This window comes from Mesorhizobium sp. M7A.F.Ca.AU.002.02.1.1 (assembly GCF_003998535.1).
GTDB classification, from domain to species: Bacteria; Pseudomonadota; Alphaproteobacteria; order Rhizobiales; family Rhizobiaceae; genus Mesorhizobium; species Mesorhizobium ciceri.
Genome location: NZ_RZPB01001128.1, coordinates 1 through 1428 on the forward strand (window position 1 = coordinate 1; position 1428 = coordinate 1428).

General features: G+C 61.2%; 2 protein-coding genes. Both read left to right on the top strand.

Annotation, left to right across the window (positions count from 1 at the left end; all coding sequences use genetic code 11):
* Positions 1-238: hypothetical protein (locus EN879_RS39580; RefSeq protein ID WP_206521079.1), on the top strand; the 238-nt coding region annotated here is incomplete at its 5' end.
* Positions 239-269: 31 nt separating this feature from the next.
* The coding region (locus EN879_RS35740; RefSeq protein ID WP_245493930.1) for an FIST signal transduction protein at positions 270-1428 on the top strand (1159 nt) is incomplete at its 3' end.

A 1428-nucleotide genomic window follows, 5' to 3' on the forward strand; every position in this document is an offset into this window, starting at 1 on the left:
CGACATGGTCCCTCCCTGGGTATCAACCTTGGTCATCACGTTGCCAACGCGGCGTTGGCGCATCGGCCATGCGTTATTGGTACACCGCACATCGGACAAAAAACAGCACGTCGCAAACGCGGCACATTGTACTTTCGGTCATGGCCGCCCCCAAACATGCGGTGCCGGTGGCCCCATTGCCAAACCGCCGATTGAAGGCAACAATGTCGGTCGACGCCCGCGCGCCAGAAGCATTTAAAACAGCCGCGCACAAAAAAGCGTCGGAGGAAATGCGGAGAACATCGCTGGCCAATTCACAGACGCGCTATGCATGCGGCCTGTCGGCGCTCACCACGGACGAGCCCGACATGGAGGCGTTCGCCAAGGCGATCGCACTGGAAGCAGCCGCCATCGACGCGGGCTTTGCCCTGCTGTTCTTTTCCCAGAGCCTGGTCGAAGCCAGCGCCCTTTCCCAGGCGCTCATGACCCACGCGCCGGCGCTCCACCACGCCGGCTGCTCGACTGCCGGCGAGATCACGCCGCAAGGTCTCGAGGATGGTCATGTGCTGGCCATGCTGCTTCCGTCCCCCGCGTTTACCGCCGTCAGCGTGATGGTCGAAAATCTGTCCTCGTCGGGTATGGACAGGATCACCGGCGAGGTCGAGACCCTGCGGCGATCGCTGCGCGCGCGCCTCGGTTGCGATCGGACCAAAGGCACTTTCGCGCTCTGCTTCATCGACGGGCTCTCCTATGCCGAAGAAGCGGTGAGTTCAGCCATCCACTGGGGTCTCGATGACATTCCGCTGCTTGGCGGCTCCGCCGGCGACGATCTGAAATTCGAGACGACGCGCCTGATCTCGAACGGCAAGGTCACCTCCGACAGCGCCATCATCGTGCTGATATCGACCGAAATTCCCTTCCATGTCTTCAAGACCGACAATTTCGTTCCCACCGATGAGAAACTGGTGGTGACGGCTTCCGATCCAGATCACCGCATCGTGCGCGAGTTCAACGCCACCAATGCGGCGCAGGAATATGCCGCGTCCGTCGGTATCGTCGCGCAGATGCTGACGCCACTGAGCTTCGCCTCGCATCCCGTGGTGGTGAAGGTGGGCGGACAATATTATTGCCGGTCGATCCAGAAGATGCATGCCGACGGCTCGCTGTCGTTCTTCTGCGCCATAGACGATGGCGTCGTGCTGTCGATCGCTCAGCCCAAGGACATGGTCGAATCGACGCGCGCCGCCCTGCGCGACGTCGAGGAGAGGCTTGGCGGTATCGACATGATCCTCGGCTTCGACTGCGTGCTGCGCCGGCTGGACGCACGCAATCGGCAGGTGTTTCGCGAAATCTCGGAACTCTACCGGGTCAACAATGTCATCGGTTTCGGCACCTATGGCGAACAGTACCGGTCGATGCATCTGAACCAGACTTTCACCGGCATCGCCT